General features: G+C 37.7%; 28 protein-coding genes and 1 pseudogene. 25 read left to right on the top strand and 4 right to left on the bottom strand.

All coding sequences use genetic code 11. The features are described from left to right. Nucleotides 1-6 precede the first annotated feature (6 nt). The 3 genes from HX13_RS06345 to HX13_RS06355 all read left to right on the top strand — a co-directional run bounded on the left by HX13_RS06345 (nt 7) and on the right by HX13_RS06355 (nt 2,195). Nucleotides 7-555 carry a Crp/Fnr family transcriptional regulator gene (locus HX13_RS06345; RefSeq protein ID WP_050020367.1) on the top strand — a complete coding sequence of 183 codons (549 nt, stop codon included), beginning with the start codon at nt 7-9 and terminating at the stop codon, nt 553-555. Nucleotides 556-795: 240 nt separating this feature from the next. Next, nucleotides 796-1,557, top strand: a complete 762-nt coding sequence (locus tag HX13_RS06350) for an MBL fold metallo-hydrolase (protein WP_053329169.1) — start codon at nt 796-798, stop codon at nt 1,555-1,557. Nucleotides 1,558-1,640: 83 nt separating this feature from the next. Continuing rightward, on the top strand, nt 1,641-2,195 hold the full coding sequence (locus HX13_RS06355; RefSeq protein ID WP_128572215.1) for a hypothetical protein: 555 nt from the start codon (nt 1,641-1,643) through the stop codon (nt 2,193-2,195). Nucleotides 2,196-2,239: 44 nt separating this feature from the next. Here the strand turns inward: HX13_RS06355 and tpx (HX13_RS06360) are convergent, their stop codons facing one another. Further along, complete coding sequence (gene tpx / locus HX13_RS06360; protein WP_050020370.1) at nt 2,240-2,725, bottom strand: thiol peroxidase; 486 nt, start codon at nt 2,723-2,725, stop codon at nt 2,240-2,242. 258 nt (nt 2,726-2,983) lie between these two features. Between tpx (HX13_RS06360) and HX13_RS06365 the strand changes: the two genes are divergently transcribed. Next, nucleotides 2,984-4,609, top strand: a complete 1,626-nt coding sequence (locus HX13_RS06365) for an NADP-dependent glyceraldehyde-3-phosphate dehydrogenase (RefSeq protein ID WP_050020371.1) — start codon at nt 2,984-2,986, stop codon at nt 4,607-4,609. Between the two features lie 115 nt (nt 4,610-4,724). On the opposite strand, the gene HX13_RS06370 is transcribed toward HX13_RS06365, so the two are convergent. Then, the gene (locus HX13_RS06370) at nt 4,725-6,260 is read right to left on the bottom strand and encodes a S41 family peptidase (protein WP_050020372.1); all 1,536 of its coding nucleotides are present in this window, start codon (nt 6,258-6,260) and stop codon (nt 4,725-4,727) included. Between the two features lie 177 nt (nt 6,261-6,437). Between HX13_RS06370 and HX13_RS06375 the strand changes: the two genes are divergently transcribed. Continuing rightward, entirely contained in the window at nt 6,438-7,535 is a 1,098-nt protein-coding gene (locus HX13_RS06375; protein WP_050020373.1) for an MBL fold metallo-hydrolase, read from the top strand. Nucleotide 7,536: 1 nt separating this feature from the next. Here HX13_RS06375 and HX13_RS06380 read toward each other — a convergent pair whose 3' ends face one another. Further along, the gene (locus HX13_RS06380) at nt 7,537-7,824 is read right to left on the bottom strand and encodes a GNAT family N-acetyltransferase (protein ID WP_050020374.1); all 288 of its coding nucleotides are present in this window, start codon (nt 7,822-7,824) and stop codon (nt 7,537-7,539) included. Nucleotides 7,825-8,242: 418 nt separating this feature from the next. Between HX13_RS06380 and HX13_RS23635 the strand changes: the two genes are divergently transcribed. The 5 genes from HX13_RS23635 to HX13_RS06400 all read left to right on the top strand — a co-directional run bounded on the left by HX13_RS23635 (nt 8,243) and on the right by HX13_RS06400 (nt 11,875). Beyond that, entirely contained in the window at nt 8,243-8,434 is a 192-nt protein-coding gene (locus HX13_RS23635; RefSeq protein ID WP_238555091.1) for a hypothetical protein, read from the top strand. Between the two features lie 13 nt (nt 8,435-8,447). Further along, entirely contained in the window at nt 8,448-8,585 is a 138-nt protein-coding gene (locus tag HX13_RS23640) for a hypothetical protein (protein ID WP_238555092.1), read from the top strand. Nucleotides 8,586-8,755: 170 nt separating this feature from the next. Then, nucleotides 8,756-9,661 (top strand): helix-turn-helix domain-containing protein, encoded by a 906-nt coding sequence (locus HX13_RS06390; protein ID WP_050020375.1) that lies wholly within the window; start codon nt 8,756-8,758, stop codon nt 9,659-9,661. Nucleotides 9,662-9,747: 86 nt separating this feature from the next. Further along, entirely contained in the window at nt 9,748-10,749 is a 1,002-nt protein-coding gene (locus tag HX13_RS06395; protein WP_050020376.1) for an aldo/keto reductase, read from the top strand. 133 nt (nt 10,750-10,882) lie between these two features. Then, nucleotides 10,883-11,875 carry an MBL fold metallo-hydrolase gene (locus HX13_RS06400; protein ID WP_050020480.1) on the top strand — a complete coding sequence of 331 codons (993 nt, stop codon included), beginning with the start codon at nt 10,883-10,885 and terminating at the stop codon, nt 11,873-11,875. Between the two features lie 175 nt (nt 11,876-12,050). Here the strand turns inward: HX13_RS06400 and HX13_RS06405 are convergent, their stop codons facing one another. Further along, nucleotides 12,051-14,270 (bottom strand): NADP-dependent isocitrate dehydrogenase, encoded by a 2,220-nt coding sequence (locus tag HX13_RS06405; protein ID WP_050020377.1) that lies wholly within the window; start codon nt 14,268-14,270, stop codon nt 12,051-12,053. Nucleotides 14,271-14,438: 168 nt separating this feature from the next. On the opposite strand from HX13_RS06405, the gene tpx (HX13_RS06410) reads away from it, so the two are divergent. The 15 genes and pseudogenes from tpx (HX13_RS06410) to HX13_RS06470 all read left to right on the top strand — a co-directional run bounded on the left by tpx (HX13_RS06410) (nt 14,439) and on the right by HX13_RS06470 (nt 22,701). Continuing rightward, entirely contained in the window at nt 14,439-14,936 is a 498-nt protein-coding gene (gene tpx / locus HX13_RS06410; RefSeq protein WP_050020378.1) for a thiol peroxidase, read from the top strand. 75 nt (nt 14,937-15,011) lie between these two features. Then, the gene (locus HX13_RS06415) at nt 15,012-15,359 is read left to right on the top strand and encodes a VOC family protein (RefSeq protein ID WP_050020379.1); all 348 of its coding nucleotides are present in this window, start codon (nt 15,012-15,014) and stop codon (nt 15,357-15,359) included. A gap of 9 nt (nt 15,360-15,368) precedes the next feature. Continuing rightward, nucleotides 15,369-15,773: a glyoxalase superfamily protein gene (locus HX13_RS06420; RefSeq protein ID WP_050020380.1), complete on the top strand. Its 405-nt coding sequence runs from the start codon at nt 15,369-15,371 to the stop codon at nt 15,771-15,773. Nucleotides 15,774-15,843: 70 nt separating this feature from the next. After that, a complete protein-coding gene (locus tag HX13_RS06425) occupies nt 15,844-17,055 on the top strand; it encodes a DUF763 domain-containing protein (RefSeq protein WP_050020381.1) in 1,212 nt (403 codons plus the stop codon). 258 nt (nt 17,056-17,313) lie between these two features. After that, nucleotides 17,314-17,905: pseudogene (locus HX13_RS06430) on the top strand (Crp/Fnr family transcriptional regulator). 225 nt (nt 17,906-18,130) lie between these two features. Further along, nucleotides 18,131-18,541, top strand: a complete 411-nt coding sequence (locus HX13_RS06435; protein ID WP_050020382.1) for a VOC family protein — start codon at nt 18,131-18,133, stop codon at nt 18,539-18,541. Nucleotides 18,542-18,571: 30 nt separating this feature from the next. Next, nucleotides 18,572-18,784 (top strand): hypothetical protein, encoded by a 213-nt coding sequence (locus HX13_RS23645; RefSeq protein WP_238555093.1) that lies wholly within the window; start codon nt 18,572-18,574, stop codon nt 18,782-18,784. 37 nt (nt 18,785-18,821) lie between these two features. Beyond that, nucleotides 18,822-19,034, top strand: coding sequence for a hypothetical protein (locus HX13_RS23650; RefSeq protein WP_238555094.1), 213 nt, complete (start codon nt 18,822-18,824; stop codon nt 19,032-19,034). 65 nt (nt 19,035-19,099) lie between these two features. Further along, nucleotides 19,100-19,624: a DinB family protein gene (locus HX13_RS06445; RefSeq protein WP_050020383.1), complete on the top strand. Its 525-nt coding sequence runs from the start codon at nt 19,100-19,102 to the stop codon at nt 19,622-19,624. 2 nt (nt 19,625-19,626) lie between these two features. Then, nucleotides 19,627-19,902 (top strand): alpha/beta fold hydrolase, encoded by a 276-nt coding sequence (locus tag HX13_RS23655; RefSeq protein ID WP_238555095.1) that lies wholly within the window; start codon nt 19,627-19,629, stop codon nt 19,900-19,902. 40 nt (nt 19,903-19,942) lie between these two features. Next, on the top strand, nt 19,943-20,404 hold the full coding sequence (locus tag HX13_RS23660; RefSeq protein ID WP_238555096.1) for an alpha/beta fold hydrolase: 462 nt from the start codon (nt 19,943-19,945) through the stop codon (nt 20,402-20,404). A gap of 106 nt (nt 20,405-20,510) precedes the next feature. Beyond that, entirely contained in the window at nt 20,511-20,942 is a 432-nt protein-coding gene (locus tag HX13_RS06455) for a VOC family protein (RefSeq protein ID WP_050020384.1), read from the top strand. Between the two features lie 76 nt (nt 20,943-21,018). Further along, entirely contained in the window at nt 21,019-21,432 is a 414-nt protein-coding gene (locus HX13_RS06460; protein ID WP_050020385.1) for an SRPBCC family protein, read from the top strand. A 32-nt stretch (nt 21,433-21,464) separates the two neighbouring features. Further along, nucleotides 21,465-21,704, top strand: a complete 240-nt coding sequence (locus HX13_RS06465) for a hypothetical protein (protein ID WP_228460448.1) — start codon at nt 21,465-21,467, stop codon at nt 21,702-21,704. Nucleotides 21,705-21,834: 130 nt separating this feature from the next. Continuing rightward, nucleotides 21,835-22,701 (top strand): VOC family protein, encoded by an 867-nt coding sequence (locus HX13_RS06470; RefSeq protein ID WP_050020387.1) that lies wholly within the window; start codon nt 21,835-21,837, stop codon nt 22,699-22,701. The last annotated feature ends 2 nt before the right edge of the window (nt 22,702-22,703 follow it).

Consider the following 22,703-nt stretch of genomic DNA (forward strand, 5'->3'; position numbering starts at 1 on the left):
AAGATTTTGGCTTCAGTAACCATTAATAAAAAGCTATTTTCCCACCTCAATGTTGAGGAGACTGACCCTGTCTGGGAAAAATTTACTGAAGTATCATTTTCAAAGAAAAATATATTTCCGGACAATAAGGCTTATCTTGTTGAAGATGGGGTTGTCCGGAAATATTATATCAATACGGTATCGGATATTGAGGTAGAAATATCAGCAGATTTTTATTTTCCCGGAGATATCTTTAGTGTCGGGAGAGAAGAGCCCGATGCAATCTATGAATCCCTGGAGAATGGGCTGGCATGGGAAATAACTTTGGATGAGGTAAAAAAAATGTTTGCTGACAATCCCCACTGCCGGTTTGTACAAAACTATTATCTGAGCCGGAAATTGAACGCCGCCATGAAACGCGAAATGCTTCTGCTTAAAAATACGCCTCAGGACCTCTATGAATACTTACTCAAAAACAAACCTCATTATATTCAGAATATTCCTTTAAAATATCTGGCTTCCTATATTGGGATCACTCCTATTTCTTTAAGCAGGATCAGAAAGAGGATTACTTAAAGGCAAGAGTTATCCATAAACCGACGGTTTTTTCGCCATCTTCTTCCTTATAAGCTGCGGTTAATAAATAAAAACTTGACGCTTACAATGATCTGCATTACTCATCAATTCAAAAAAGCAATCACAAATTAGAACAACCGTTATTTCCATCTTCGTGCTTCCATCTTTCAACCTTAATTAATTATCTTTTGTTTATTGTCTCGCCTTCCGTAACTCTTTTTCTTTGTGAAAAAAGAAATTATGGAAATACAAAAATTAAACTGGGCAGGAGTAAAGCTGATCTCCAATGGCAAAACCATCTTAATAGACGCAGCAGAGGATTTTTCCTATTACAAACCCGTTCTGGGAGATGCTGTAGAGCAGGTGATGCAGTTCTCAGATCATGTACAGGCAGATTACATTCTGTTTACACATATGCATCTCGATCATTTTGATAAAGGAGTCATCAGGAAATGTTTAAAAAAAGACGGAAAGCTGATCGTATACAAAGGGCTTGAAGCTGTGGTAAGAAAAATTTTGGATGAGGTGGAGATCATTGTTCTTGATCTTAATGAAACCTTTACAGAAAACAATATGACCTTCAAACCTGTATTTGCCATGGATGGAGTGGGAGAAATACAGTCTTCCTGGATTGTAGATGACGGAGAAACAAAGATCTTCCATGGCGGAGATACCATCTGGCACAATCAGTTCTGGAAACTTGGAAAAGAAAACAAGGATATCGATTATGCCTTTTTACCTGTGAATGGAGTGGTTGTCAATTTTGAAATCATTGGACTGGAATACAGCCCGGTTCCAGCTTCTCTTAATTTGAAAGAAGCTTTTGCCGCAGCTCATCTTTTACATGCTGAAAAGCTGGTTCCTATACATTATGGGTTGTTTGCACATGAGAAATGCTATATCCCGCAATTGTTTGATGAGAATGATCTGAAAAAAGTTTCTGAGGAAATAGGGCAGGAATATATGGTTTTGAAGGATGGGGAAGTGTTGACAGAGGCTTAACTTTTGTTTGAAGTTCTCGCGAGAAGAATATTGTTTCCAACCTTTTTCACCAATAAAGCATCTTTATAGATAAAATGCCCGCTATGAAAATTACCATCCTCAAATCCTGTCATAAAACCCGGGATAACATGACTGCCGGTGAAAAAGGAAAATTCGGCTCCGTTTGTTCCAAAGCCGTTCATGATTTCACATCTTTTTCAGATGAAGAACCCATCAACATTTTTGATCCTGATAAAGATATTGGCGGAAGGTTTCGGAAAAATAAGCTTGGGGGAAGCCTTACTTTTTCATTAACGAGTAAACTGGTTTTCGGGATATTGCTTTTCATTGGTTTTACAGCTTTGCATTCACAGGAAACAAAACCGGAGATCGAAAAAGTACAGAATGTAATATCCACTGATCCTTTCAATAGGAATCCGTCTTTAAAAATTGGCACTCCCGTTTTAACACCGGAAAAAAGGCCATTGGTATTATTAAATGATAAAAAGATTTCTATAGAAGAATTACGTGCGATAAAACCGGAGAGTATTGAAACTGTTAATACTTTTATTGCTAAGGAAGCCATAGAAAAGTATGGCGAAGATGCTAAAAACGGTGCAATTGTGTTTACCACCAAGAAGAAAGGAAAAAGAAGATAAGAATAATAAAACCTCCGGAACGCAAGATGACCGGAGGTTTTTATTTATTGTTTCACAGCCCGGATCGCTGCTTCATAGTTAGGTTCCTGGGAAATGTCGGGAACCTGTTCTTCATAAATAATTTTCCCCGAAGGATCAATTACTACAACAGCTCTGCTGAGAAGTCCTTTCATGGGTGAATCAATCATTTCCACCCCGTAGTTCCATCCGAAATCGGAACGGAAATCCGATAGCATGACCACTCTGTCTATCCCCTCGGCACCACAGAATCTTTTCTGAGCAAAAGGCAGATCTTTAGAAATGCAGAGAACTACCGTGTTAGGAAGATTGGCTGCTTCTTCATTGAAATGGTGAACTGAAGCGGAGCAAACTCCTGTGTCTACACTCGGAAAGATATTAAGGATGATATACCTTCCTTTGTAAGCGTCCAGGCTCTGATCGTTCATATTTACATCCGTAAGAATAAACCTGGGAGCGGGTTTATTTACTTCGGGTAATCTGGAGTAGGTGTGTACAGGTTGTCCTTTCATCAAAACAGTATTGGCAGTTTGGGTATTTTGAGCAAAACCACATGCCGAGAAAAAAAAATAATGTACTGAAAACTATTTTTGAAAACATTTGAAAATTTATTTTTACAAAATTATCCTTTTTTTCAGTTGGCTGGGCTAATTTTCGTTCGAATAGCTTTTAAATAGAGCGAATCTATTGAATCATTATTCTGAAAATGAATTTTTACCTCTACCTTTATTCTTCAAAAGTTCAGATTCAAATTATTAAATATTAAAAATATGAGTTCAGCAAATGCATCATTTCAAGATATTTTTAAAAGCGAAGGCAAAATCCCGGAAGAATATAAAGTACCCGAAATTCATCAGAAAGTCTATCTCCTGAATGGTGAGCTGGTAGAATGGAAAGGAGCAACACAGAATATCTATTCCCCGGTTTGTATCCCTACTGAAAACGGACTGGAAAGAAAACTCTTGGGCAGTATCCCGGATATCGGCCCCGAAGAAGCCATGGAGGTTCTTGAAGCCTGTGTAAAAGCTTATGACAATGGTCTTGGTGAATGGCCCACCATGTCGGTAGAAGGTAGAATCAAATGCATGCAGAAATTTGTATACCTGATGATTCAGCAGCGGGATCTGATTATCAGATTGCTGATGTGGGAAATAGGAAAAACACTGGCAGATTCCACCAAGGAATTTGACCGTACCGTAGATTATATCAATCAGACTATTGATGCACTTAAAGATTTAGACAGGGAATCTTCCCGTTTCCAGCAGGCGGAAGGAACGATAGCGCAGATCCGAAGGGCTCCGTTGGGGGTTGTGTTGAGTATGGGACCATTCAATTACCCGTTGAATGAAATCTTTACCACTTTGATTCCTGCATTGATTATGGGAAATACCATTTTATTTAAATTACCTAAGCACGGGGTATTGGCACATTATCCTTTATTAGATGCATTCAGGGAGGCTTTTCCTAAGGGAACCGTAAATACCCTGTATGGGAAAGGTTCGGAAATTATTACTCCTATTATGGAAAGTGGAAAAGTCAATGTGCTGGCTTTTATCGGGTCCAGTAAAGTAGCCAATGGCCTGAAAAAGCTGCATCCGAAAGTGAACCGTTTAAGAGCCATCCTGAGTCTGGACGCTAAAAATGCCGCGATTGTAACCAGACATGCCAATCTTGATGTGGCTGTAAGTGAGTGTATCCTTGGTGCCCTTTCTTTTAATGGGCAGCGTTGCACAGCATTAAAATTAATTTTTGTTCAAAAAGAAATTGCAGCAGAATTTACAACCAGATTGAGTGAAGCGGTTTCTGCACTGAAGCCGGGATTACCATGGGAAAAAGATGTGAAAATAACTCCTCTTCCTGAAGTGAACAAACCTCCTTATTTAAAAGAATGTATTGACGATGCATTGGCTAAAGGAGCTGCCGTTTTAAATAAAGAAGGAGGATATACGGAAGAATCTTTTGTGTTCCCTGCGGTGGTTTATCCCGTTAACAGTGATATGAAACTATATCATGAAGAGCAGTTTGGCCCGGTCATTCCGGTGGTCCCGTTTGAAAATATTGAGGAACCTATCGATTATCAGGTGAATGCTTCACATGGGATGCAGGTAAGTATTTTCAGTGAAGATCCGCAGGAAATAGCAAAACTGATTGATCCTTTCGTAAATCTTGTAAGCCGTGTGAATATCAATTGTCAGGCACAAAGAGGTCCGGATGTATTTCCTTTTACCGGCAGAAAAGACAGTGCCGAAGGTACCCTTTCTGTTTTTGATGCCCTCCGTTCCTTTTCAATCAGGTCCTTAGTGGCTGCAAAATTGACGGAATCCAATAAAGAACTACTGAATACCATTGTTAGGGATCATGATTCCAACTTTTTAAGTACCGATTATATTTTCTAATCTCCATAGCAGAAGGACTGGCTTTGAAAATGCTGGAATGTATAGAAGAAAGAGGTTCTTAAACAGATAATAGAGCATAAAAGGTATCGGCGGGCTGAAAGCCCGCCGATACCTTTTACTTTTGTTTTTGCTTCTCTTTATCGATTTCGGCTTTTATCCAATCTAATTGCGGATCTTTTTGATCAATAATATCCTGCATACTTTCCTTAATGGAAATATCAGGAGAAACTCCTTTTTTGGTATCTGAAAAATTGATATTAGGCTGTACAAGAAGCAGCCCGATAGGAAATTTGATCTGGCTGTTGGGCAGCTGCTGATAAGAATAAAACCCTGCAACTGTTCCATCATTAGCTCCTCCGGTTTCTTCTCCCACAAGGGTAGCTCTTTTATCATCTTTAAGCTTTGCCGTTATAATGGAAGAGGCCGAAAAACTTCCACCATTGATCAGAACATAAACTTTTCCGTGGAAAGCATTTTTATTAGGCTTCGTAGGCTTATCTACTTTCATTTTATAGAAAACCTTACCGTCTTTTTTATAGGTGCTGAATGCCTGGGCAAAAAAATAGCTTGGATAGGCAATACTTTTAAATGCATATTCCAGAGGGCTACTTTTTCTAAAGTAATTTGTACGCAGCGGAATATCCCTGGAGGTTACCTGGGAAGGCTTGATCAACGTAAAAGGTTTATCTGCCAGGTAGGAATACAAATTATTAATCTCGTGTAGTGAGCCTCCGTAATTGTTGCGGATATCAATGATAAGATAAGAAGACCCGGCCTCCTTAATTTTAGAAAATGTCTCTTTATAAAACTGATCAGAATATTCCCTGGAGAAGCTTTTTACTTTTATATAGGCAATAGTGCTGTCCTTATCCAGAAATTTAAAACTCCGGTTGTAGGAATTGCTGGAAGCAACATAATCATTGACTTTCTTTTCAAGTGTCCGTTTTTTCATTTCCTTATCTTTTTCAAGATCAGTTTCCGATTTGTGCTCCCTGCTTAATTTATAGGTTCGTTTTTCACCATGATAAAGGGTCTCTATCATTGCAGTATTGGAAAGACCATTTTCTGCGGTATAAAAATTAAAAAACAGATCCTTCAGAAAATAAGGCTGAAAAGTATCATTATATCCGTCACTACTGATCAGTTTTCTGTATTTTATGATATAATCTGCTACAGGAACATTATTGATGCTTATCAGTTCGGTTCCGGGTTTTATACTTTCAATGGAATCCGGATTCTGAATAATATACATCCGGTTGCCGGATATATAATATTCAAAGCGGCTGAATAAACCTTTTGTATGTTCCAGTTTTTTGATTTCTTTTTTGCTGAATTTTCTTCTCGGAATCCTTAAAGAAAGATGCCCTTCACGAACGCCGGCAATAATGGGCTGAAGTTTAAAATAAAACTGAAGAGGAGTAAGGGGCTCTGTAATCGTTTGCTTAAGACTGTCAAATTTGTGATCCAATTCGGGTTTGGAAATGTACCAGTAAAGCTGCGGATGCATTTGTTGAAGCTTTGAATAAGCATAGTCTACATCCTCTTTGAGCAGCTCAGGGGGAATACATGAATCTCGCTGGGCATTATGCTTTTTAACAGAAGCACATGATGAAAGCAAGGCGAGAATAAATATTACCGAATAATTTTTCAATGTCTTTTTGAGTTTTTTTAAGCTGCTAAATTAAAGAGTTTTAAATAAATGATCACTCAAATGAATAATAATTTTTTTTAAAGCATGATAAATTTAGTTAAAAAGGCATTGCAGACGGCTCAGATTTTCATGTAAAGATAAAAGTCAATACATTTGATATCCATTTTTTTTTTGCAAATGATATATTGGATCATTACGATTATAACCCTATTAATTGTTGTTTATTTTATAGTAATTAACAGAAAAGCTTTCGGTGCTGTTCCGAAAGGAAAGCGGCTGGAACGTATTAAACGCTCAGAGCTTTATTACAAAAAGCAGTTTCAGAATCTCAGTCATACCCCATCTATTGCTGAAGGTTACAAAATGTCAAAAGTGACTTATGATTTCTTTTTTGGCAAAAAAGATCCGTTGCTGAAACCGATGCATCCCATTCCTTCTGTCCACACGGATTTGAAAAGACTGGATAAAACTGCAGATGTATTCATCTGGCTGGGGCATTCCTCTTATTATTTGCAGACGGACGGAATTTCATTTCTGATAGACCCGGTGCTGAGTAGGTACGGCTCACCTTTTAAATATTTCAATAAGGCGTTCAAAGGATCGGATATTTTTAAGCCTGAAGATATGCCGGATATTGATTACCTGGTGATTACCCATGATCATTTCGATCATTTGGATTATCCAACTGTAAAGGCAATAGAAAAACGGACCGGGATGGCTATTGTGCCATTAGGTGTGGGAGCACATTTAGAAAGATGGGGATATGCTGAACGTAAACTGATTGAAGAAGAATGGGGCACAGAAATTTTACTAAAAAATAATATAAAAATCATTTTTACACCGGCAAGGCACTTTTCGGGAAGAAGAATAAGACAAAATGATACCCTTTGGACTTCATATGTGCTGGAAACCCCAACGAAGAAAATATTCCTGGGTGGTGACAGCGGCTATGATTCTCATTTTAAAAAGATCGGAGAACAATATGGACCGTTTGATTATGCCATTCTTGAAAACGGACAATATGGTGAGGCCTGGAGATACATTCATACCTTACCTGAAGATGTCATCCAGGCAGCTGTTGATCTTAAAGCAAAATATATTTTGCCTGTGCATTCTTCAAAATTTGCGCTGGCACTTCACCCCTGGAATGAACCCTTGCAGAAGATTACAAGTCTGGGAAAAGATAAAGGATTACATATCCTTACTCCCATGATAGGAGAGGTTGTACAGCTGAATCTTTCAAATCAGGAATTTAAAGTCTGGTGGGAAAACTGATTCAGGCATGCCAGATGCCTTTATATCTTCTGGGATGATTTTCAAACTGCTGGCGTACAAATTCACATTCCGGGTCTACCAGCAAATCTTTTTCTTCCGCATAACGTACCAGCTCATCCAGCAATAACTTGGCATACCCTTGTCCTTCCATTTCTTCATTAAGTTTGGTGTAATACACAATGAGCAGCCTTCCGTCAACCTCTATGGACATATAGCCTGCTTTATTACCGTCAATGAGCAGTTGTAATTCATCCTGATATGGAGATACTTCAAATTTTATATTTTCCATAATTTCTGAGATTTGATTGATAAAAATAAAATGCAGAGGATCCTCAAAAGCATTCTCCTTTAAAATTACAAATTTTAACCATATGAAATATAGTTTTTAAGAATCTTAACGAATTTTATAAGATAATAGAGTTAGGTATTGGCCTCTTACCATAAAGATAAGTGATTATGCATAATTTTAGAAATTATTTAAAAGATAATCAATAGTTTATGATTTTTTTTAACAAATCTTAAGAATTGTGATGAATAATTGGCACTTTAATTGACTGTATCACCATGTTTAATTCAAAAGTGGAATGAAATGAAAAAGTTATTGTTGACTGCATTTTTTTATCGGGACTTTCAGCCTGAGTTATGCTCAGTCAGATTATTATAATGATTATAGAAGAAGTATTACGGATATCAACTGGCAGACTGTAGTGGCAGATCTGTTACTTTCTACTGCTCAGGCCAACCAGGTCTATGCTTTAAACAACAGATACAGGGACTATGATTCCTGGAACCGGGTGTATGTAGTAGATCCGGGAAGATGGAGAGGAGACCGGTATTCAGAGCTGGAAAGGATTCTGGGAAGAGAAAAGTATATCATTTTTAAAAAAAAGATACTATAGAGGACAAAATCCTGTGATCATATATGGAAGGAATAAAAATGATTATAAAAAATACCGTAAAGAACAGGAAAAATATTATAAAGAGCAAAGAAAGTATTATAAGAAACAAAATAAACACCGTCATCACGGGCATGACGGAGATTGGGATTAAACCATTATCAACTATATATATCACTATTAACATGGCCGGCAGTTTTGCCGGTCATTTTTGTTGGAAGTGCTGTCTGTCGTATTCATTTTTAGGCAGATTCAGATAATAATATCCATTTTAAATGTCAGAATTTTATCATTTAATTTGTTTGAATTTTATAACTTTGATTTATGGAACCCAACGAATCACTAAAAGGCTTTTATGAAAGAAATGCTCCCAATCTGGGATTACAATGCCCCGGAACAAATGGCATGGGGCACTTTAATGTTTTCTCACGTGAGCACTGCTCGCTTTTAAGTCCCTATAGCCGGCGGGATTATTATAAAATTTCACTTATTATAGGAAAAGGCAAGCTTCATTATGCCAATAAATGGATTCATGTAGACCGTCCCGCACTGATGTTTTCCAACCCCATAGTTCCTTATTCCTGGGAGGCCGAGGATGTAGATCAGAAAGGCTGGTTTTGCCTTTTTACAGAAGAATTTCTGCAGAACGGAAGCCGGTTGGGCAATCTTCAGGATTCTCCGCTATTTAAAATTGGAGGAACTCCTGTTTTCTTTTTAGATGAAGAACAGCAGAAAATACTCTCAGATGTTTATATAAAGATGATGACGGAAATTCAGTCGGATTATATTCACAAATATGATATGCTCAGGGCATATCTTTATCTGATGATCCACGAAACTATGAAAATGCATCCGGCAGAAAGCTTTGAACCGTATCAGAACGCTTCCCAAAGAATAGCTTCCTTATTTATGGAACTTCTGGAAAGGCAATTTCCTATTGATAGCCCTGAAGCATCCCTTAAATTAAAAACACCGAATGACTATGCGCAGAGCCTGTCCATTCATGTGAATTCCCTGAACCGTTCCGTCAAAGAAATGACCGGCAAAACAACCAGTCAGCAAATCACAGCAAGAATTATCCGGGAAGCTTATGCTTTACTTAAACATACAGATTGGAATATTACTGAAATTGCTTATGGATTAGGCTTTGAAGAACCAGCCTATTTCACCAATTATTTTAAAAAACAAACAGGGATGACTCCCAATGCTCTAAGGATGAATCTTGTTTGAATTTTATAATTCTTAGTTTGAATTCTATATGGCAGCCTGCCGTTACATATTCTAATTTTGTCTTATACAATTAAAATCCAACCATCATGAAATTTAGAAAATTAGGAAGTACGGGAGAGCAGCTGTCTGCAGTAGGCTTAGGCTGTATGGGAATGAGTTTTGCTTATGGACCTGCAGATGAACAGGAAAGCATTAACACCTTACATAGGGCATTAGATTTAGGGGTGAATTTTTGGGATACAGCAGATATGTATGCCAATGGTGAAAACGAAAAATTAATCTCTAAGGTGCTGGTCCCGAACAGAGATAAGATCTTTATTGCCACCAAATTCGGTTTCAGGTTTAAAGATGGAAAAGCCAGCCATAGCGGAGCTCCGGGCACTTATTTTGACGGCTCCCCGGAATGGATCAGGCAAGCAGTAGATCTTAGTCTTCAAAGGTTAAAGATAGATACCATCGATTTATATTACGCCCATAGAGTAGATCCTAATGTTCCGGTAGAAGAAACAGTAGGAGCAATGGCAGAATTGGTAAAAGCCGGGAAGGTGAAGTATATCGGGCTTTCTGAAGCTTCCGCGGAATCAATCAGAAAAGCACATAAAATACATCCTGTTACCGCCCTGCAGTCAGAATATTCCATCCTTACCAAAGATATTGAAAAAGAAGTGTTGCCAACCATCAGGGAACTTGGAATTACGTTGGTTCCTTATTCACCTTTAGCAAGAGGACTTTTTGCAAATATCAACGAAGTTCAGAATTTTGGAGATGATGACTTCAGAAAATCACTGCCCCGTTATCAAAAGGAATATATAGATAACAATACAAAGCTGGCAAAAGAAATCAATGACTTTGCCGCCTCCAAAGGAGTGAAAGGGACCCAGCTGGCATTGGCGTGGGTACTGAATCAGGGTGATGATATTATTCCGATCCCCGGAACTAAGAGAATCAAATACCTGGAAGAGAATGTTGCAGCCGCCAGTATCCACCTTTCTGAATCTGATCTGGCTACAATTGATTCCATACTTAAAAAATATCCAAACGTAGGGGAAAGATATAACGAAGGCTCTATGAAACTGGTAAACAATTAAACGATATTTAAAACTGAGTTTCTGAATAATAATCAGGAGCTCAGTTTTCTTATCTGAACCTGTCGTGGCTGAACTTAAGACAACGACAGAAGGGAGAAATAACAGGACATCAAAATTAAAAGACATATCTGATATGAATAGAAGAGAACTTTTAAAAAACGGAATATTGGCAGGAACATTGGGATTGGTTCCTTTTTCTACTGTTTTTGCAGAAACAAAACTCCCTGTGGAGAAAGAGCAGGATGATTTTTCAGGATCTAAAAAAATAAAGCTCGGGGAATTGGAGCTATTTATCCTTACCGATGGATACATTCATGAAGAAAATATCAATACATTTGCTCCCAGAGGAAACGTTCCTGAATTGAAAACCATCCTTAAAGATCATTTCCGGCCTGATCATTATATTGATATGGCAATGAATATCCTGCTTGTAAAAACCCGGAACAAACTGATTCTGATGGATTCAGGTATGGGAATCTTTGCAGATGGGAAAACAGGATTTCTGTTAAAAAGCCTTCAAAAAACCGGATTTTCTCCAAAAGATATTACGGATGTTTTCATTTCCCATGCCCACCCCGACCATATCGGAGGAGTGATTGATAAACAGGACAATTTTATTTTTCCCAATGCCAATATCTTTATCTCAAAAACAGAACATGATTTTTGGATGCAGGCTACCATAAAAGATTTTAATAACAGCGCTTTACAAGCACAACCTGAATTACTGAAACAGATAATTCCGGCTATACAGCATATTCTGAAAACGATTCAACCTAAAATAAAATACTATAACCTGGATACCACTCTGTACGATACGTTCAACTTTCAGTTAGCTCCGGGGCATACTCCGGGTTTAACCGTAACAACCATTTCTTCAGGGAATGAAAAGCTTATTTATATTGCGGATCTGGTCCATTCCGATGTTATTTTGTTTCCACATCCCGACTGGGGTTTTTCCGGAGATACAGATCTGGATATTGCAACGGCATCAAGAAAGAAATTCCTTCAGCAGCTAGCCGATACCAGAACCAGGGCTTTAGCCAGTCATTTACCGTGGCCTGGCCTGGGATTTACCAAGAAAAAAAGCTCCGGATTTGAATGGATTCCCGAAAGTTTTATGAATTGATAATCACTATTTCAGTATTATTAATAGGAGCGGGCTTTAGCCCGCTCTCATCATATAAAATTCCACCGGCTTTAGCCAATCAATGGATTAAAAAACAATAAAAAAAGCCCTAAAAAAGGATTAACTTTTTGGGGCTATAAAAGAAACTTTTTTATTTTATATCAAAAGTCAGGAATTAAATTCCGTCAATGATTTCATTTAAAACAGTGCTTGGTCTCATGGCTGCATACGTCTTATACGTGTCCGTTTTGTAGTAACCGTCAATATTCTGAGGTTTACCCTGGGCACCAATTAATTCTGCATTGATGACTTCTTCATTTTCCTTCATTGCTTGCGCAACAGGAGCAAACTTAGCGGCTAATTCAGCATCAGCAGTTTGATTTGCCAAAGCTTCTGCCCAGTACATTGCCAGGTAGAAGTGAGAGCCTCTGTTATCTATTTGTCCTACCTTTCTTGCAGGAGATTTATCGGTAGCCAGGAACTTAGCGTTTGCTTCGTCCAATGCATCAGCTAACACCTGGGATTTTGTATTTCCTTGTGTTTGAGCTAAATGCTCTAAAGAAGCCTGCAATGCCAGGAATTCCCCGAGAGAATCCCATCTTAAATAACCTTCTTCAAGGAATTGCTCAACGTGTTTTGGAGCAGAACCTCCGGCACCTGTTTCAAATAAACCCCCACCATTCATCAACGGAACAATAGAAAGCATTTTTGCGGAAGTACCAAGCTCAAGAATCGGGAAAAGATCAGTTAAGTAATCTCTCAATACATTTCCTGAAACAGAGATCGTATCTTTACCTTCTCTTGCTCTTCTTAATGTTTCAGTCATTGCATCTTTTACATCCAGGATTCTGATGTCAAGCCCTGCTGTATCATGATCTGCAAGGTATTTTTCTACTTTTTTGATGATCTCTCTATCGTGGGCTCTTCCTTTATCTAACCAGAAAATAGCTGGCGTATCAGAAAGCCTTGATCTGTTGACTGCTAATTTTACCCAGTCCTGGATAGGAGCATCTTTAGTCTGGCACATTCTGAAAATGTCATCTTTTTCTACTTTTTGAGAAAGAAGAACTTTTCCCGCTTCATCCTGAACTTCTACAGTTCCGTCAGCAGATAACTGGAATGTCTTATCGTGAGAACCATATTCTTCAGCCTTTTGAGCCATTAACCCAACGTTTGGAACAGAACCCATAGTTGTAGGATCCAGTTTTCCGTGTGCTTTCATATCGTCAATCACAGCCTGGTAGAAACCTGCGTAAGAACGATCCGGAATAATGGCTACAGTATCTTCTTCATTCCCGTCTTTGTTCCACATTTTACCTCCTCCTCTTACAAGGGCAGCCATAGAAGCGTCAACGATGATATCGGAAGGTACGTGGAAGTTGGTAATGCCTTTATCAGAATTTACCATTGCCACTCTTGGTCCTTCAGCAAGCGCTTTTTCTATGTCAGCTTTGATATCAGCCTCCTGCGCATTTCCTTTGATTTTTTCAAAAAGATCAGCAAGGCCATTGTTTGGGTTGATATCCAAAGACTTGAACGTCTCAGCGTATTTAGTAAATACATCTTTAAAGAAAGTTTCTACAATAGCCCCAAAAATGATAGGGTCAGAAATTTTCATCATTGTAGCCTTAAGGTGCGCAGAAAGAAGTACATTTCTCTTCTTTGCCTCCTCAATAGCCTCCTGAACGAATACTTTCAGTGCATTAAGATTCATTACCGAAGAATCAATCACTTCACCGGCCTCAAGGCCTGCAAAATCTTTTAATACGGTTTCAGAACCATCATTTCCTTTGAAAACGATTCTGTATTTTGTAGCATTTTCTACAGTAGTGGATGTTTCTGTACCGTAGAAATCGCCATTATTCATGTGAGCTACATCTGTTTTGCTATCAGAAGCCCAGTTACCCATTCTGTGAGGGTTTGCTTTTGCATAGTTTTTAACAGCTTTTGGAGCACGTCTGTCAGAATTTCCTTCTCTCAATACAGGGTTTACAGCACTACCTAATACTTTGGCATACTTCGCTTTGATGGCTTTTTCTTCATCATTTTTAGGCTCAGCAGGGTAATTTGGAACAGCAAATCCTTTTTCCTGCAGCTCAGCAATCGCTGCATCCAATTGAGGTACCGAAGCAGAGATGTTAGGCAATTTGATAATGTTCGCATCAGGTTGGGTAGCCAGTTGCCCTAGTTCCGCCAAAGCATCACCGATTTTTTGATCGTCCTTTAAAAATTCAGGGAAATTGGCTAAAATTCTTCCAGCCAAAGAAATATCCGGAACTGCGATCTCAATATCTGCTGATTTTGTGAAAGCTTTTACAATAGGTAAAAACGAATGTGTAGCCAGCATTGGAGCTTCATCAGTAAGGGTGTAGTAGATTTTTGATTTTTCTGACATTATACTGTTATTTTTTATTTGAAATTTTAAGTCCCACAAATTTAGTTAAAATTTAATTTTTTGCAGGGATCCGGCACTGAGTTTTTTTACTTTAAGATTAATTTAACCTTTATTCAATAGAAAAAAATCTATTTTTGATTAAATTTGAAAAACTTTAAAAACAAAATTATGTCAACGATCACTTTAAAAGGAAACGAAGTACACACTATAGGAACATTGCCATCAATAGGAACTACCGTTAAAGATTTTGCTTTGGTAGATTCAGGATTAAATGTAAAAACGCTTGAAAACTATGAAGGAAAGAAAAAAGTATTCAATATTTTTCCCAGTATTGATACTCCTACTTGTGCAGCATCTTCAAGAAGGTTCAATGAAGAAGCTTCCAAACTGGATGATACCGTGGTGATTAATATTTCAAAAGACCTTCCTTTCGCATTAGGCAGATTCTGTGCGGCAGAAGGATTGAATAATGTTGAGACACTTTCCGATTTCAGAAGCAGTTTTGGGGATGATTATGAAGTAACCATTACAGATTCTCCTCTGAAAGGATTGTTGAGCCGTGCAGTAATTGTGACAGACGAAAATAATAAAGTAGTTTATACTGAGCAGGTTTCAGAGATTGCCAATGAGCCTGATTACGAAGCGGCACTTGCAGCATTGAAATAAAAACAGTAGAAATAAATTTTTGTAAACGGCCTTGTAAACTCATTTTGCAAGGCTTTTTGATAAAAAATATTCAAAATGGTAAAAAGAATAGTAGCCAATATAAAAACAAATGACCTTTCAAAAGCAGGGCATTTTTATCATGACATCTTAAAACTTGATGTTTTGATGGATCATGGATGGATCCGGACACTGGGAAACGAACAACAGGCAAAAGTTCAGATAAGTTTCGCCGAACAGGGAGGAAATGATACCGAAGTTCCCGAATTTTCAATAGAAGTGGATGATGTGGATGAAATATATAATGCAATGAAAACAGCAGGTTATGAGATAATATACGAGCTGACCAATGAAGATTGGGGTGTTCGCAGATTCTTTGTAAAAGACCCGTTTGGGAAATTGATCAATATTCTTTCTCACCTGTAAAATTACAACATGAAAGCAGAACGCATCATCCCTATACTCAGAATCTTCGATTACGAAAAGGCAAAAGAATTTTATATTGGTTGGTTGGGATTTGAAATGGTATGGGAACATTATTTCGATGACAATGCTCCGGTTTATATGGAGGTAAAAAGAGAAAACATTATTTTTCATTTAAGTGAGCATCATGGTGACGGAACCCCCGGCACAAGAGTTTCCATATGGGGTGAAGGAGTAGCACAGTATCATAAGGAATTAATAGATAAAAAATACAAATACAACCGGCCGGGACTTGAAAAAACATTTTATGGGGCTGTCTCTTTTACAGTAATTGATCCTTTCGGAAATAGAATTACTTTCGAAGAAAAATTTGATGAAGAAAAACATAAAAATTTAGAATTTTTCTCCATTCACTGATCCTTAAATGGTGATCCAGATCATGAAAATTTCAGAATATTAAGACTACCTTTGTTCTTTAAATTTAAATATGAAACGTTCAGGAACCGCAGATTTACCACTTCATTATGGCAAAGTACCGCCTTGGCTCTATGAACGTATGTCCATTCTCGGGCTTTCTATTGTGGAAGTCATTCTGATGGATTATGGTAAAGATGAAGTTCTGCGCCGTTTGGCAGATCCGTTCTGGTTTCAGAGTTTCGGAGCCGTGATGGGAATGGACTGGCATTCTTCGGGGATTACTACTTCCGTTATGGGAGCTTTAAAAAGGTCTATCAATCCGAATTCCCAATCTTTAGGGCTATACATTTGCGGTGGAAAAGGAAAATTTTCGAGAGAAACTCCCTCAGAATTAATTCAGATTGCTGACAAAACAGGTTTGGACGGAACCGCACTGGTAAGAGCGAGTAAACTTTCAGCCAAGGTAGATAACACAGCTATTCAGGACGGTTATCAGTTGTACCTGCATAACTTTGTTCTGTCCGACAATGGAAACTGGAGCGTCATTCAGCAGGGAATGCATGAATCTGACGGTACTGCAAGACGCTACCATTGGCATTCAGAAAATATAACCTCATTTGTAGAAGAACCGCATACAGGAATTAAAGGGATTTCAAGAGGAAGAATTCTGAATCTTACGGACGCTGAAGCTTCAGAAAATAGAAAAGGGATTTTAGATATTTCCCATACGGATTCTATGGAGGTAATGAAAGATTTTTCAAAACTGATCCTTCCTGCCCATCATGATGTACGGGCCTCCGATGTAGACCTGAAACGGTTAGGAGCCCTTTTGTATGTTACCCGTGAACAACAACCCCAAAACTTTGAAGATTTATTGATGCTGGAAGGAGTAGGTCCCCGCACTATGCAGTCGCTGGCCTTAGTGAGTGAGGTTATTCACGGAGCTCCTTCAAGATTTAAAGATCCGGCAAGGTTTTCTTTTGCTCACGGAGGTAAAGACGGGCATCCTTTTCCTGTACCAACGAAAACTTATGATGAAAGTATTTTCATTCTCCGGAAAGGAATCGAAAAGTCAAAACTGGGAAATTCAGATAAACTGAATACCCTTAATAAACTTCATCAGGTTATCACCACTGCTGAAAAAGACTTTACACCTGATTTTGATATTCAGGAGGTCATTGAAGAAGAAAGACAAAATTCATGGCGATTTGGTGGAAAAACGGTTTTTGGTGATGCGCAGAAACCTGGTCCTCCAAAACCTATTCAGCTGACTTTATTTTAAAAAAAGGTTTCTACCTTTAACTTCTTAATCCATATAACAACATTTACGGGTGTGTATTACCTTTGAAGGTGTCAGATCTTAATTTTTACGGGATTACTAAGCATAATGATTATAAAAATATCACCGTTTAACTTTTATTGCTTGTAAAATATCTTAGTTACAATGTAGTATATAATGTTTTAGGCAATTTGTTTAATATTCTTTGCCTTTAATTCAATAAAAAATTTTAATTTTAAAATCTTAAAAAGATTTGACCTGATGACCAATAAAGCCTTAGAAACGTGCTATGATTTTCCTTTTTTTCTCAGAGAAGAGCTTGATGAAATATTCCGTGCCCATGAAAAAGTATCGTTCCAGAAAGGTGATAGTATTCTTGATGAAGGAAAGACTTCCAACGAATATTATATCCTTGAAAAAGGTCTTGCCCGCTCATATGTCAATGACTTCAATGGTAATGAGGTAACAACACATTTTTTTTGCAGATAATGAAATTATTATCGAAGTGCTGTCTATCTTCCAGAGAATTCCTTCCCAGGAAAATATCGTATGCATTACAGATTGCGAATGCTGGAAAATGGATTATGAAACATTCCAGGAATTATTCCATAAAATTCCCAATCTCAGAGAATGGGGAAGATCCTGGATGTCTAAAGAACTTTTTGATTACAAGCAGCGATCTGTAGAAATGTTTACGCTTTCTGCCACCAAAAGATATCTTAACCTTCTTGAGCAGAAATCGAAAGTGATTCAATTTGCCCCCTTGAAACAGGTTGCTTCTTATCTGGGTGTTACAGATACCTCCCTAAGCCGCATCCGTAAGGAATTGGTTTCCCATCCTAAGAAAAAATAAATTTATTCTATGACAAAGCTGTCAGAATGAGAACCTCAGTATGGATATCTCCCGGATGCCTGTACAATAGTTTATAGCAGTTAGCTGCCCTCGGTCATTTAATAACAGGTACTCCCTGGTAAAATGAAATTTTATTCACATAAAATCAAATCTTGTCCTAAGACAAGACGATTTTCCTCTCTCCTTGGTAATTTTGGTTAAAAGTTTAACACTAAAAATTACAAAATGAAAATCAATCAGATTTATGTCAATTTACCTGTAAAAGACGTACAAAAAAACAGAGCATTCTGGACAGAGCTTGGCTTTTCTATCAATGAGCAGTTTTCTGATGAGAAAGCCATATGTGTAGTGATGAAGGAAGATCATATTTATACGATGTTTCTGAAAGAAGAGTTTTTCCAGACATTTACAAACAGACCATTTGCTAAAGGAGATACCACACAGGTACTTCTGGCCATCGGAGTAAACAGTAGGGATGAAGTAGACCATATGGTAAAGACAGCCATCGAAAACGGAGGATCAAAATATAGTGAACCTATGGATCATGGATGGATGTATCAAAGCAGTTTTGCTGATATTGACGGACATCAGTGGGAAGTAATGTATGGGGATGTTTCTCAGATACCTTCAGAATAGTCTGGTATTCACAATTATTATACTTGCAAGATGGAAACCCTATCAAACGAAATAGAATTTGTTAAAAATCAGGTATTCAGTACCGGTAAAGTAATCTCTTTAAACATAGACGGGATTACCCATGAAGAATCAATGATCTTTCCTAATGGTGAAGCCAATTGTATGAACTGGATCTTTGGACATTTAATTTATATCAGAAATTTTTTTTCTGAATACGCTGGGAGAAGAGCCAGTCTGGGATAGTGAAAAATTCTCTTTTTATAACAGAGGTGAAATTGCATTGGACCGAAAGGATGAATTCATCAGTTTTGAGGAACTAAAATCTTATTTCAACCAATCTCAGGACAGGCTGGAAACCAGGCTTAATAACCTTGACCGGTTTAATCCTGAAAACAGTAAAGATATTTCCACTTTCTGCCTTCATGAAATATATCACAGCGGACAGCTTGGCTATCTCAGAAGAATTTTGGGAAAACCGGGAGCTATAAAGTAATCTGCCATTGATACAGATCTGCACAAATCATTACAAAAACAAAAAAAATCTGCAAAAATTAAAATATGGACACACCAAAATCAAAAAAAATAGAACTCATTATTCCGGCCTATAGAATGCATACCCAAAGTTTTATGAATGTTTTGGAAGGCATTTCGGAAGAAGATGCATTGAAAAGAATTGAAAATAAAACCAATCATATTATCTGGATGGCAGGGAATTTTGTCAATATGCGTTATGGATTGGGTGGGGTATTGGGATTACAGACCGAAGATCCTTATAATGACCTTTTTTTCCAAGGGAAAGCATTGAATGAAAGTAGTCAATACCCAAGTCTGGCAGAGCTGCAAAAAAGTTTCCACGAAATATCTCCTAAAGTCTATCAAAAATTATTGGAAGTTACGGATGAAGAGCTGGATGAAATTTTTGAAATCGGCATGAACATTCCTTTTGTCAAAGAAACCAAGCTTACTTTTGTGGGAATGTGCCTGGGACGTGAAGATTACCTGTGTGGCCAAATAGGACTGATGCGCAGAATACTGAATTATCCGGGGATGAAATATGAGATGAACGAAAATATCAGCTATTAACCATGAGCCCGATAGAAAAAGGATATAAACAGGTGAACGGTATTAAGCTGTACTATGAAATATATGGAACGGGGAAGCCTTTGGTTTTGATTCATGGCGGAGGCTCTTCTATTCTATATGATTTTAAAGAAGTCATTGCAAGGCTTGAAGATAAATTTCAACTTATTGGTATCGATTTACAAAATCACGGCAGAAGTGAGCACCGGTATATTCCTGAAACATTTGAACAGGATGCAGATGATATCGCTGCCCTTTTAGCAGAACTTCAAAATTGGTAAAGCCTCTTTCTGGGGATTCAGTAATGGGGGAAACACAGTGATGCAGGTGGCTCACCGGCATCCGCAATTAGTAGAAAAACTGATAGTAGCCTCGGCTTTTTATAAAAGGAACGGGATGATAGATGGTTTTTTTGAAGCAATGAACGAAGCTACTTTCGAATCGATGCCGGAAGCTTTTAAAATCAATTTTTTGGCTCTCAATCCGGACTTCTCAAAACTGGAGAACCTTTTTGATAAAGACAGCAAAAGAATGCAGACATTTGAAGATTGGGATGATGAGATCCTGAGAAATATACAGTCTCCTACATTGTTTATTACCGGAGACAGGGATGTAATGAAGCCTGAACACACGGTAGCCATGTGGCGTTTGGTGGAAGGTTCACGGTTAATAATCCTGCCGGCAACGCATGGAGTTTATATGATGGCTGATTTTGATGGCAGCCTGAATACTCATATGATAGACTTCACCACCAGGGAAGTAGAACAATTTTTAAATAATTAACTATAATAATACCGATAAGGAATGCTACAGCAAAATATTCCTGTCATTAGCCAATCATCAGTATTATTGGAGTTTAAAAAATATTAACATTATAAAATTAGAAATCATGCCTAAATTAAACCCGTACTTAAATTTTAATGGAACAGCTGAAGAAGCTTTCAATTTTTACAAATCCATTTTTGGAGGAGAATTCGCAGGAGAAATCCATAAAATGGGGAATGCCCCCGGAACTGAAAATTTATCAGAAGAAGAAAAAAACAGGGTAATGCATATTGCGCTGCCTGTGGGAAATGACCTGTTGATGGCTTCAGATATTGTCCCTGGATTCGGACAGACCCTGACGGTCGGAAACAATAATTATGTTTCAATCTTTCCCGATTCAAGAGAGGAAGCAGAGAGAATTTTTAAAGGCCTTTCCGAAGGTGGGAATATAGAAATGCCGCTTGAAGACCAGTTTTGGGGAGACTATTTCGGAAGTTTTCAAGATAAATATGGTGTTCATTGGATGGTGAACTATAATGAGGAATACGGAAAATAATCTTATATTTAACTAATTATAAAAGGGGGATGCTTACAAAAGTGCCCCTTTTTCCCTCATTATAAAAATAAGAACTATGGATCCGATAAAAATAGACATTACGATTTTAGCCCCGGTAGAAAAAGTTTGGAACTATTTCAATGAACCTAAACACATTATGAAGTGGAATTTTGCTCATGAAACATGGCAATGTCCCAGTTCAGAGAATGACCTTAGAGTAGGGGGGAAATTCAAAAACAGGATGGAGGCAAAAGACAAAAGCTTCGGTTTTGATTTTGAAGGTACTTATGATGAAATTATCCCCAACGAAAAAATAAAATATCATATTACAGACGGACGTAAAGTAGAAGTAATTTTCGATAAAATCGATGAAAATACAACGAAAGTTACTGAAATTTTTGATCCTGAAAAACAGAATTCTATGGAAATGCAGAGAGATGGCTGGTATGCGATCCTTAATAATTTTCATAAGTATGTTGAGAATCATTAAAATTTTTTGTAGCCATGATCAACTTAGTCATCATGTCAAAGAGTTTAAATTCCATTTATACCGTTAATTATGACTCAGAGAATACTTTTCTTCAGGGTGTTATTGCAATGCCGGCAAGGCGGGCTCTTGAAAAAGAAAAGATAGACTCTCTGGAAAAGCTGTCGGATTATTCTGAAAAAGAAATTTTACAGCTGCATGGCTTCGGTAAAAATACAGTAATGAAGCTGAAAAATCATATGAAAGAACACCAGGTGTTTTTTAAGGAATTGTAAAATATACGACGACAAATATTCATTATCATACCATTGCAGGAATGAGGATTTTTTTATAGGCAATGGCCTGATAAGGTCTTATCCCGTTTATGATCAATAAAAAAATTAACGATTAATAAAATCTAAAATTATGAATAACGATATTTTTCCATGTCTTTGGTATGACGGAGATGCCAAACAAGCTGCTGAATTTTACTGTAAGGTTTTTAACGGTGAAATTACTGCTGATACACCGGTTGTTATGAACATTGATGTATTCGGGCAGAGACTGATGTTGCTGAATGGAGGCCCTCAATTCAAGAAAAATCCTTCCATTTCTTTCATGGTTATCTGTGAAACAGAAGATGAAGTTCAGAAATATTGGGATCAGCTATTGGAAGGGGGGATTGCTCTGATGGATCTGGGATCTTATTCCTGGAGTAAGAAATATGGCTGGGTACAGGATAAATATGGAGTAACATGGCAGTTGTTTTTCGGAGAAAAAGCAAGTGATCAGACAATAGTTCCTACGCTGATGTTTATCCATGGTAATAATGGTAAAGCTAAAGAAGCTATGGAGCTTTATACACAGATTTTTCCCAATTCCAGAATCGGAAATGTTTTAAAATATGGAGATAGTGGCGAAGGTCATCCTATTCCTGAACCTGCGGAAAATGTTCAGCATGCTCATTTTGTATTGGATAATTACAGTTTTTTCTGTATGGATAACTCTTATGATCACCAGTTTGATTTCAATGAAGGAATCTCAATGGTGGTTATGACGGATGATCAGAAACAAACGGATGACTATTGGAATGCCCTTACTTCGGATGGAGGCAAAGAAAGTATGTGCGGCTGGCTGAAAGATAAATACGGACTCAGCTGGCAAATCGTTCCTAAAAGACTCATCCAGCTGATGAATGCTTCTGACCGGGAAAAAGCGCAAAAAGTAGTAGAGGCTATGATGAAAATGCAGAAAATTATCATACAGGATCTTGAAGACGCTTATAACTCTTAAAG

It is taken from the genome of Chryseobacterium sp. P1-3 (assembly GCF_000738495.1).
Lineage (GTDB): Bacteria > Bacteroidota > Bacteroidia > Flavobacteriales > Weeksellaceae > Chryseobacterium > Chryseobacterium gallinarum.

Excerpts from the sequence above, each read along its gene's own strand:
- HX13_RS06350 (WP_053329169.1), top strand. The coding sequence starts at position 796 with ATGGAAATACAAAAATTAAACTGGGCAGGAGTAAAGCTGATCTCCAAT.
- HX13_RS06355 (WP_128572215.1), top strand. The coding sequence starts at position 1,641 with ATGAAAATTACCATCCTCAAATCCTGTCATAAAACCCGGGATAACATG.
- tpx (WP_050020370.1), bottom strand. The coding sequence starts at position 2,725 with ATGAAAGGACAACCTGTACACACCTACTCCAGATTACCCGAAGTAAAT.
- HX13_RS06365 (WP_050020371.1), top strand. The coding sequence starts at position 2,984 with ATGAGTTCAGCAAATGCATCATTTCAAGATATTTTTAAAAGCGAAGGC.
- HX13_RS06375 (WP_050020373.1), top strand. The coding sequence starts at position 6,438 with ATGATATATTGGATCATTACGATTATAACCCTATTAATTGTTGTTTAT.
- HX13_RS06380 (WP_050020374.1), bottom strand. The coding sequence starts at position 7,824 with ATGGAAAATATAAAATTTGAAGTATCTCCATATCAGGATGAATTACAA.
- HX13_RS06390 (WP_050020375.1), top strand. The coding sequence starts at position 8,756 with ATGGAACCCAACGAATCACTAAAAGGCTTTTATGAAAGAAATGCTCCC.
- HX13_RS06395 (WP_050020376.1), top strand. The coding sequence starts at position 9,748 with ATGAAATTTAGAAAATTAGGAAGTACGGGAGAGCAGCTGTCTGCAGTA.
- HX13_RS06400 (WP_050020480.1), top strand. The coding sequence starts at position 10,883 with ATGAATAGAAGAGAACTTTTAAAAAACGGAATATTGGCAGGAACATTG.
- HX13_RS06405 (WP_050020377.1), bottom strand. The coding sequence starts at position 14,270 with ATGTCAGAAAAATCAAAAATCTACTACACCCTTACTGATGAAGCTCCA.
- tpx (WP_050020378.1), top strand. The coding sequence starts at position 14,439 with ATGTCAACGATCACTTTAAAAGGAAACGAAGTACACACTATAGGAACA.
- HX13_RS06415 (WP_050020379.1), top strand. The coding sequence starts at position 15,012 with ATGGTAAAAAGAATAGTAGCCAATATAAAAACAAATGACCTTTCAAAA.
- HX13_RS06420 (WP_050020380.1), top strand. The coding sequence starts at position 15,369 with ATGAAAGCAGAACGCATCATCCCTATACTCAGAATCTTCGATTACGAA.
- HX13_RS06425 (WP_050020381.1), top strand. The coding sequence starts at position 15,844 with ATGAAACGTTCAGGAACCGCAGATTTACCACTTCATTATGGCAAAGTA.
- HX13_RS06435 (WP_050020382.1), top strand. The coding sequence starts at position 18,131 with ATGAAAATCAATCAGATTTATGTCAATTTACCTGTAAAAGACGTACAA.
- HX13_RS23645 (WP_238555093.1), top strand. The coding sequence starts at position 18,572 with ATGGAAACCCTATCAAACGAAATAGAATTTGTTAAAAATCAGGTATTC.
- HX13_RS06445 (WP_050020383.1), top strand. The coding sequence starts at position 19,100 with ATGGACACACCAAAATCAAAAAAAATAGAACTCATTATTCCGGCCTAT.
- HX13_RS23655 (WP_238555095.1), top strand. The coding sequence starts at position 19,627 with ATGAGCCCGATAGAAAAAGGATATAAACAGGTGAACGGTATTAAGCTG.
- HX13_RS23660 (WP_238555096.1), top strand. The coding sequence starts at position 19,943 with ATGCAGGTGGCTCACCGGCATCCGCAATTAGTAGAAAAACTGATAGTA.
- HX13_RS06455 (WP_050020384.1), top strand. The coding sequence starts at position 20,511 with ATGCCTAAATTAAACCCGTACTTAAATTTTAATGGAACAGCTGAAGAA.
- HX13_RS06460 (WP_050020385.1), top strand. The coding sequence starts at position 21,019 with ATGGATCCGATAAAAATAGACATTACGATTTTAGCCCCGGTAGAAAAA.
- HX13_RS06465 (WP_228460448.1), top strand. The coding sequence starts at position 21,465 with ATGTCAAAGAGTTTAAATTCCATTTATACCGTTAATTATGACTCAGAG.
- HX13_RS06470 (WP_050020387.1), top strand. The coding sequence starts at position 21,835 with ATGAATAACGATATTTTTCCATGTCTTTGGTATGACGGAGATGCCAAA.